The 204-nt window shown below is 46.6% G+C and carries 1 protein-coding gene; it reads left to right on the top strand.

Annotation, left to right across the window (positions count from 1 at the left end; genetic code table 11):
* Positions 1-204, top strand: a 204-nt coding sequence (locus CHH91_RS20055) for a YitT family protein (RefSeq protein ID WP_141234300.1), incomplete at both ends; no start/stop codon positions are given.

Raw genomic sequence — 204 nt, 5'->3', positions numbered from 1 at the left:
CGGGTGGGACCGATCTGCTGGCACAGATTGTGCAAAAATTTACAGGGCTTTCAGCTGGCATATGTGTCGGCATGATTGACGGCCTCGTTGTCATCACGTCGGCGTTTGTCTTTCATATCGAAATGGCCTTGTATGCATTAATTTCGCTGTTCGTAACGACAAAAACGATTGATCTCGTGCAAATGGGGATAGGCTATTCAAAAG

This window comes from Virgibacillus sp. 7505, assembly GCF_002272135.1.
Lineage (GTDB): Bacteria > Bacillota > Bacilli > Bacillales > Amphibacillaceae > Terribacillus.
Note: the sequence above shows the minus strand (reverse complement) of the source record. Positions and strands in the feature narration are given on the sequence as shown.